This is a genomic window from Pseudomonas sp. P4_C4 (assembly GCF_056402055.1).
The window spans coordinates 1-8124 of the sequence record NZ_JBFUID010000114.1; the positions used below are offsets into that span (position 1 = coordinate 1).

Below are 8124 nucleotides of genomic sequence, written 5' to 3' on the forward strand. Positions count from 1 at the left end.
CGACACCTTATGTAGTTAGCGAAAAAGTGTCGCGAGCCTTCAAGGCAGCATGTCGCCAGCAGCTCAAGGACGATCCCGGCGAACCGGAAGACGAAATCGAAGAGTCGGCGTAACCACCACTTAACTGTCGCATCCGGTCACGGAGGGCGGCGCATACCCGAGACTGCACTTTCGCTAGCTCTACTTCTTCAACAACTCAGCAGGCTTTGCCCAGGCTCGATGTTTCTCCGAGCTTTGATAGAAATTCGCAACATGATCACAAACATATGCACTAGAAACTAAATAATCCACCTCCCACTTCCTTATCAGTTCACGATTCGATTTTGAGATAAAAAAATTAACACTAGACAATACAATCCTCTCATCAGGGAGCATCGTATCTCTCAATATCCCCATGTAGGATCTTTTGGTTCCCAGATCCAAGTCCGACCTATCAACGAGCCGGACTACCCTAAGCGCTCTATGATTGAATACATTGCACAAATCACTATGAGTCAATTTCAACACAAGTTTTTTTGCAGCCCGATATTGCCCAATTGACGGAAGTAAATCAAAACCAGATCTAGCCTTAGTAAGAGAGGTAGCTATTGCCGAAACAACTGTCTCATTGCCCTTCCCTCCACTGAGAACTCTAAAATGAGAATCGCAATATTTGTCAAGACGGTCGAGCAATTGAAAAAAAGTACCTTCAAATTTCTCCATTTCCATCAACCTATACTGCGACTCCATAAATTTTGTAGTTCTTCTAGATTCAGAAGTCTGAATGAGTGTCGTTCTAAGCAACACAAGTAAAGCCAAAAAACTTAGTATTGGATTGGTCAACCCTCCAATAAAATCGCCGACCTGCCCCATGTTATTCGCTATATCAAACTGATCACCTACAAATATATAAAACAAAAAAACTATGATTATCGCAAAAGCTGCCGCGCAAAGCCCCAAGAGAAACTGATTAAAAGGTTGCGGGTCTTGATTGCGAGCGTCAGAACTAGACATTTTATAGAAATAGTAAGCCACCCCACTTATAAAAACCAAAGAGACTAAAAGGCCTGTGAATATCAGCGAATACATTGAATACCATCCTTGATTTTTGGCGCGCAAATGATAGATAAGCCAAACTATTTTTACCAACGAATATTTCATAATCCTTGCCTCTCCCGGTCCGGGAAGTCGGCACCTGACTGGAATTCACTTATGGCCATGGAGCCCTGGTTGTACCTCGGCGATTGTCTTGAGGTGATGAGCACCATGCCCGACAAAAGCGTCGACATGGTGCTCGCAGATCTGCCGTACGGCACGGTTCAGTGCGCGAGGGACGTGATCATCTCCTTCGAACCGCCTTGGCGTGAGTACCTGCGAATCCGCCAAGCCGGAAGCGGCCATGTGTGTTGTGCGCGGCTCAGCCGTTCTCGTCACTGGTCGTGGCCAGCAACCCGAAGAACTACCGGTACGAATGGATCTGGGAGAAAGGCAACGCCACTGGCTTCCTGAATGCAGCAGCCGCTTCGGGCAAATGAAAGCGCTCAGGTCCTCTACCGAAAGCAACCGGTGTACAACCCGCAGATGTCGACCGGGCATGAGCGCAAGACCAACAAGCGGAAGACGGTCGATTCTGAGTGTTACGGCAAGGCGCTGCACCTCACCGAGTACGACTCAACAGACCGGCACCCGCGCTCGGTGCAGTTTTTCTCTAGCGACAAGCAGGCCGATAGCTTCCACCCAACGCAAAAACCAGTCGCCTGGATGAAATTCTTGATCGCCACCTACTCCCGTCCGGGTCAGGTAGTGATGGACAACACCATGGGAAGCGGGACCACAGGCGTTGCATGCCTCCAACTCAACCGACGGCTCCTCGGCATTGAGCAGGATGAGGCAATGTTCAATACCGCGAAAGCAAGGCTGGAGACCGAGCTGATCAGGGCGAACACGCCGGAGCCGCAAATTGACATGTTCGCTTGAGCCACCCTCAGCTATTGCTCTGATGAATCAGCCATTGCCTCGTTCGTACCAAGCTGCAGCCCGTTCAAGAGCCAGTTGCTCTGCGTGTTTGATACTTTCAAAGGGGCCATCGATCTTACCGATCACCGTGTCGCCATCCTCGTTTACGGTCACATAAATGGAAACGGGAATCGGATCGTTGTCATTGCCCCAAGTGGGTTGAGCCATAACCTCCTTACCTTTCCCTTTGCCGCTTTCAATAGTGAGGACATTCGTCCAGGGACGATCAACTGCCAATTTCATAGTTTCTCCTTGAGCCGGCCACATGTCGGGCCGAACACAAATACCCCACTTCAACGAATCACGCCAGCCGGCGAGGATCAACAATGACTACTGCAATCGATTTGTTCGCCGGTCTCGACGGATGGTCTACCGGTGCGCGCAATGCTGGTATCGATGTAATCTGGGCCGCCAATCACTGGCCTGTCGCGGTCGAGTGGCACAGCGCTAACCACCCGGACGCCATTCACATTTGCCAGGACCTGCACCAGGCGGATTGGTCGAAGGTTCCGGCTCACGACATCATGCTGGCCTCGCCGTGTTGCCAGGGGCATTCGAAGGCGCGCGGTAAGAAGTCCGGGGGTCACCTCACCAGTCACTTCAGAAGGGGAGCTGTAAAACGCAACTGGCGAGGCGAACCGCTAAACCTTAGCTCACCCGTTCAGCTCGCCTGACGCCCCTCATCTGATTTCACAATCCACCTACCAGCCTGCCGATGAGCGGCGAATAGTCACCGGCACCACTGCGCCTCACAAGGTATCCCGTCGTGGTCTCCGTCCATTTCCATTCCTGGGCAATTTTGCAGAAAGTTTTTAGCTTCTTCGCACGAGATCATCTGCGAGCAATATTTGCGCCCATCGCATTTGACTGGAGCCGAAACAGGCTTCGGCGCAGTCACGACCGTAGAGGTTCTTTGGGGATTCGATAGCCGAGCCTCAGCCCAGGACTGAAATTCAGGGGAAAGCGTCCAAGCCAACAGACCAACAACAAGCACAACCAAAATTAGTTTCATCTTGATCCATCCATGATGAGAGACCGTTTGCGTTCTCACGTTGCCTGCTTTCCAGCGTACCCCACGAATCCATATACAGCCTGCCGGTGAACGACGGGCGAGGAATCGCTATGTCCGATTTTCAAACGGAATCCACGCCCACCGCTCGCAAGGTGCACAAATGCGGCGAATGCCACGGGCACATCGAGCCCGGCCAGAAGTACCAACTGATATCAGGAAGCTGGGAAGGCGACATGGGCTCGCTCAAAACCTGTATGCCATGCATTGCCGCTCGCAACTGGGCAACCGCACAGCCTGAGTGGGGAAGCGACGGCGAGCACCTCTATTACTTCAGCCAGTTGGAAGAGGATCTGTCGTATCTGACCCCGGAGATAACTTCACTGGATAGGCGCCGATTCCGAGCCTATCGCCTACAAGTGCTCATGGGTCGCCGCCGGCTCATCGTCCAAGCATTGTGCAAAGCAGCCTAATCCAATAACCACCCTCTGCCGCCACGCGCGGCATGGAGACGCTCATGAGCATCCAGTTTCTATCCCACGAGGAGGTTTGCGAGCTCACCGGCGCGCGGACCAAGGCAGGCCAGATCCTCAACCTGAAGAAGAACGGCATCAGGCACACCATCAAGGTGAATGGCTGGCCAAGCGTCACGGCGATGGCCGTGACCGCGGTCGGTATGTTTGAGCCAGAGAAACCCGCATGGACACCACGCAAGGCTAGCTGACATGGGACGACGACCAAGCAAACCCGGATCAATCGCCCGGCTGAGAGAGCGTAAGAAAGCCAGCGGCCGGGTTTTCTACTACTACGACACCGGCGGCAAGGACCGCAAAGAAATTCCGCTGGGCAGCGATTACGGTCTGGCGATCATGGAGTACGCGAAACTCGAGCGTGATCGCACCGCCACCGACCTGGTGGCCAAGGTGATCACCTTCCGTTACGTGGCCGAGAAGTATTTGGTCGACGTAGTGCCATCAAAGAAACCAGCAACACAAAAGGACAATGTCAGGGAGTTAAAAAACCTGATGTCATTTTTCGACGACCCTCCGGCCCCACTCGAAACAATCCAGCCGCTGCATGTCCGCCAGTACCTTACCTGGCGTAAGGCCGCTCCGGTGCGTGCCAACAGGGAGAAGGCCCTGCTCAGTGCAATCTGGAACTTCGCCCGTGATATTGGCTATACCGCACTCGCCAATCCTTGCGCCGGGATAAAGGGCAACAAGGAGACGGGGCGGGACATCTATATCGAGGATGCACTGTTCAAGCGCGTGTACGAGAAAGCAGATGTTGGTCTTCGGGATGCGATGGACCTTGCTTATTTGACAGGTCAACGGGTGACAGACACACGATTGATGGATGAGCGAGACGTCCGCGAAGGGCTGATATGGGTCCTCCAGGGCAAGACAAACGCCAAGCGACGAATTGAAATCACTGGTGAGTTGAAGGTTTTGATTGATCGAATTGTGTCCCGGAAGTCAGGACACAAGGTCCGCTCGACGCGGCTGATCGTTACAGAGGATGGCACACCAATGTCGGTGGCGATGTTGCGGGGAAGATTTGACTTAGCCAGAGAAGCGGCCGGGGTCGCAAAGTCCGAGTTCCAAATGCGCGACTTACGCGCTAAAGCTGGCACTGACAAGGCCGAATCAAGCGGCGACATTTTGCAGGCCAGAGATCAACTTGGGCATACAACCGTCGTAATGACTGAGCAGTACATCCGAAACCGTAAGGGGAAGAAAGTCTCACCAACCAAGTGAATTGCGGACCAATTCAATAATTGCGGACCAGAAACGAACAAGGGTTTGCCTAGCTTTCGCTCGCAAACCCTTGATTTATATGGTGCCGAAGCCGGAATCGAACATTTCTCTTTCTTATTGAAAATAAAGGGAAATTTTGAGTTCGAAAAATTTTCTACCTCTATGTGTACCCTCAGTCTGCGAGCAGGCTCAGTATTGAGCGTTGCTACAGGTTTCCACCGACAAGTAAAAACGACGAAGGTGCAAACACTGACGGTCCAGGATCTGGCCAAGGCCTGGTTGCTGGATGGCGTGGCGCGCAAAGACGGCAATGCCGAGTTGCAGCGCCGTTTTAACAAGGACCTATTCCCGGCACTTGGCAAGACCGCGGTGAGTAGTGTGTCCGAACACGATATTCGGGCGCTGACCCGCACCGTGGTCAACCGCGGCGCTCACCGGCAAGCCATCAGTTTCTTCGCCGACCTCACCCAGATGTTCAGCGGGGCCAGAAAACGCCAGCCTTGGCGGGCCTTGTTGATCGAGGGCGACCCGACGGAACTGGTCGACATCACCCCCTTGATTCCGGCTGACTACGAGGCCGAAAGAAGCCGGATCCTTTCGCCGGCGGAGCTATTGGAATTGCACAACCGCTTCCAGCAAATGACCGCCGATTACAACGCCCTCCCCGCCGGGCAAAAATAAGACGGCATTCGGCCGTTGACAAAAGAAACTCAACTCGCGCTCTGGATCAGCCTGGGCACGCTGTGCCGGATTGGCGAATTGCTGCAAGCCGAAAGGAAAAATGTCGATCTGGCCCAGCAGACCTGGTTCCTCCCCAGCGAAAACGTCAAAGGCACCCGTGGCAAGAAACAAGACCACCATGTCTTCCTCTCCCCCTTCGCCCTGCATTTCTTTCAGGAACTCAAAACCCTTACGGGAGATTCGCAATGGTGCTTTCCGAACAAGCAGGATGATCAGCATGTAGATGTAAAAGTGGTGAGCAAGCAGGTGGGTGACCGCCAGGCTCGGTTCAAAAACCGTAAGGCTCTCTCCAGACGGCATCATGACGATACGCTCGTGCTTGCCGACGGTCAGAACGGTGACCGGACGCCGCATGACCTACGGCGCACGGGCGCGACCATGATGCAAGCGTTGGGGGTCAGCCTGGATGTGATCGATCGCTGCCAAAATCATGTGCTGGCGGGTTCTCGGGTGAGGCGCCACTACCTGCATCACGACTATGCCGAAGAAAAGAAACGTGCCTGGAACCTGTTGGGCGATCGACTTAGTGCTGTGTTGTCCTCAACCTACGAGCACCCACCTTCAGAATCGATGATGTCTTTTCCAGCGTATGCCACCACTGGATCACTGCCGCGCCCATGAATCAGATTCATAGTTTTGTAGGCATCGCTGAGCGCATGCTTCGGGTCGATTCCGGCACGTCGTGCCAGGCAGAAATTCACAGCCAAAAATTCGTGCAAGACGACGAAAGAAGGGAACATCTACAAAGCTAGTCGATAACGACGTCCGCACTCAGTGCTTTCAGCTACTCGACGTTGCTGGTGCTGGTGCTGGTGCTGGTAGTCGTAGCAACGAGCGCACCCAGATACTTGGCAAGCTGGATGGCGATGGTGCCCACGCCGCCTGAACCGGCTTGGATAGGCACCTTCTGCCCCCCTCTTCAATTTGACTGTTTCGACCAGCACCTGCCAGGCCGTCAGGCGACCAAGGGGATGGAAGCGGCGTCCTCCATGCTGAGGTTCTCGGGTTTCAGCGCAATCGAATCTTCCGTCATGCAAATTCGCCCATTACTTGCCGTAGCGATCGATAAAGAATGCCTTCATGATGATTTAGCTCTTGGGATTGTGAAGTTGGAGTAACGCGGGATTTAGATCCGCGCCTACCGGCACAACGCTAAAGAGGAAAAAACAGGGTCGTAACGGCATTGAATCTGCCATTACGCACATGAGCTCGCGCGACTACAGAAACCCTCGGACCGCATCTGACGCATCCCAACGAACAAATCAGCTCAGAATGCGCTACGGATACTTTTTTACTTATGGGCTGGTCAACAGTTGCTCATTTACTGTCATCTGATCTCGCCCACGAGCCACCAGCCACCGATGGAAGTCACGACAGTGAGCTTTATCGAAAGCATCTTTGGCACCCACTAAAAAATACGACGAGGGCATTTGCAGCCCTTGGGCGAACGGCATGATTAAACGCCCATCCGTTACGGCATTGGCAATCATTGAATATTGCGCCAACACAACGCCCTGTCCAAGAATCGCAGCCTGGATGGCCATTGAAGATAATGAGTAGACCCGATATCCATCAGAAATTTGCGAACAGTCAACTTGTTGTGCACTGAACCAATCACGCCAAGAGGGTGGGGAAGCGAATTTAGGCAACCAATCTATCGATAACAGTGGGTAAGCCAACAGGTCCGCCGGAGTCCGTAACGGCATATCCGCACGCAGCATGTGTGGGCTACAGACCGGAACGACACAATCTCGGAACAACTCAATGGCGTGCTCGGTTGCCGCATAATCTCCGTATGTCACCCGAAAATCGATTTCATAGCCGTCAGGTGAGGGTTCAGCATGGCTACCATCAAGAAACAGATTTATTTCCGGGTGATCGCTCTGCCATGTGTAGATAAGAGGAGCTAACCAATCTGAAAGCAGCGATGGCAAAGCACTAATCCGTAAGTTGGTGGCACTCTTCGCTCGTTCGACTTCTACCTGAGCAATGCGCAGCATTTCGAACGCTGCCACGCAGCTATCGTGGTAACGCTGCCCCGCAGCAGTCAGGCGGATACGCTTGCCCACCCTGAACGTCAAACTCATCCCCAGGCTGTCTTCCAGCAATCTCATCTGCTGACTGACAGCCCCTGCCGAGATGCCCAGGCGCCTTGCCGCTTCGACAATTCCACCGAAGCGTCCTACAGCTTCAAACACCTGTATGGCCCGCAGAGAAGGCAAGTTATTCATCTGCATCTCCAGAAAATCGAGCGCTGATTAATACTTTAGCTCAGCTATACAAAGCAACAGTTTTTAACATCTTTTCGAATATTCAGACTCTCGTATTCTGGTCCTGCCAGCGCTGCCTCTTGCAGGCAGTGAAGGCCACCTGGATTAGCCCTGCACCAAGACCTTGCATTAGCCATGCGCAAACTCCAATGACAGAAAAAGGCAAAGAAAAATGAAAAAAATCATTCTCGCCACGGTATTTGCTCTCGCGTCGACCGGCGCGCTCGCTAACGATTTGAGCACGATTCGCTTCGGCGTAGATCCGACGTTCGCTCCGTTCGAATCAAAGGAGCCCAGTGGTCAATTAGTCGGTTTCGATATTGATCTGGGTAATGCCATTTGCGCTCAACTC

At 53.0% G+C, this 8124-nt stretch carries 9 protein-coding genes and 3 pseudogenes; 7 read left to right on the forward strand and 5 right to left on the reverse strand.

The genetic code is table 11. The annotated features are described in order from the left end of the window. Positions 1 to 180: 180 nt before the first annotated feature. A complete protein-coding gene (locus tag AC1DXW_RS30530) occupies positions 181 to 1140 on the reverse strand; it encodes a hypothetical protein (RefSeq protein WP_477760869.1) in 960 nt (319 codons plus the stop codon). A 348-nt stretch (positions 1141 to 1488) separates the two neighbouring features. Between AC1DXW_RS30530 and AC1DXW_RS30535 the strand changes: the two genes are divergently transcribed. Continuing rightward, positions 1489 to 1956 carry a DNA methyltransferase gene (locus tag AC1DXW_RS30535; RefSeq protein WP_477760870.1) on the forward strand — a complete coding sequence of 156 codons (468 nt, stop codon included), beginning with the start codon at positions 1489 to 1491 and terminating at the stop codon, positions 1954 to 1956. A gap of 27 nt (positions 1957 to 1983) precedes the next feature. Here AC1DXW_RS30535 and AC1DXW_RS30540 read toward each other — a convergent pair whose 3' ends face one another. After that, the gene (locus tag AC1DXW_RS30540; RefSeq protein WP_477757038.1) at positions 1984 to 2238 is read right to left on the reverse strand and encodes a hypothetical protein; all 255 of its coding nucleotides are present in this window, start codon (positions 2236 to 2238) and stop codon (positions 1984 to 1986) included. Positions 2239 to 2321: 83 nt separating this feature from the next. Here AC1DXW_RS30540 and AC1DXW_RS30545 point away from each other — a divergent pair. Next, positions 2322 to 2576 (forward strand): annotated as a pseudogene (locus tag AC1DXW_RS30545) (DNA cytosine methyltransferase); the annotation flags it as partial. 149 nt (positions 2577 to 2725) lie between these two features. On the opposite strand, the gene AC1DXW_RS30550 reads toward AC1DXW_RS30545, so the two are convergent. Further along, positions 2726 to 3007, reverse strand: coding sequence for an excalibur calcium-binding domain-containing protein (locus AC1DXW_RS30550; RefSeq protein WP_477757039.1), 282 nt, complete (start codon positions 3005 to 3007; stop codon positions 2726 to 2728). 110 nt (positions 3008 to 3117) lie between these two features. Between AC1DXW_RS30550 and AC1DXW_RS30555 the strand changes: the two genes are divergently transcribed. The 4 genes and pseudogenes from AC1DXW_RS30555 to AC1DXW_RS30570 all read left to right on the forward strand — a co-directional run. Further along, entirely contained in the window at positions 3118 to 3477 is a 360-nt protein-coding gene (locus AC1DXW_RS30555) for a hypothetical protein (RefSeq protein WP_477760871.1), read from the forward strand. A 44-nt stretch (positions 3478 to 3521) separates the two neighbouring features. Beyond that, entirely contained in the window at positions 3522 to 3728 is a 207-nt protein-coding gene (locus AC1DXW_RS30560; RefSeq protein ID WP_090455600.1) for a DUF4224 domain-containing protein, read from the forward strand. Between the two features lies 1 nt (position 3729). Further along, complete coding sequence (locus tag AC1DXW_RS30565; RefSeq protein WP_477760872.1) at positions 3730 to 4761, forward strand: site-specific integrase; 1032 nt, start codon at positions 3730 to 3732, stop codon at positions 4759 to 4761. 222 nt (positions 4762 to 4983) lie between these two features. Beyond that, a pseudogene (locus tag AC1DXW_RS30570) lies at positions 4984 to 6123 on the forward strand (tyrosine-type recombinase/integrase); the annotation flags it as partial. A 166-nt stretch (positions 6124 to 6289) separates the two neighbouring features. Here the strand turns inward: AC1DXW_RS30570 and AC1DXW_RS30575 are convergent. Then, a pseudogene (locus AC1DXW_RS30575) lies at positions 6290 to 6529 on the reverse strand (NADP-dependent oxidoreductase); the annotation flags it as partial. Between the two features lie 268 nt (positions 6530 to 6797). After that, positions 6798 to 7733: a LysR substrate-binding domain-containing protein gene (locus tag AC1DXW_RS30580; protein ID WP_223531541.1), complete on the reverse strand. Its 936-nt coding sequence runs from the start codon at positions 7731 to 7733 to the stop codon at positions 6798 to 6800. A gap of 211 nt (positions 7734 to 7944) precedes the next feature. Here AC1DXW_RS30580 and AC1DXW_RS30585 point away from each other — a divergent pair. Further along, positions 7945 to 8124: transporter substrate-binding domain-containing protein (locus AC1DXW_RS30585; RefSeq protein WP_477760873.1), on the forward strand; the 180-nt coding region annotated here is incomplete at its 3' end.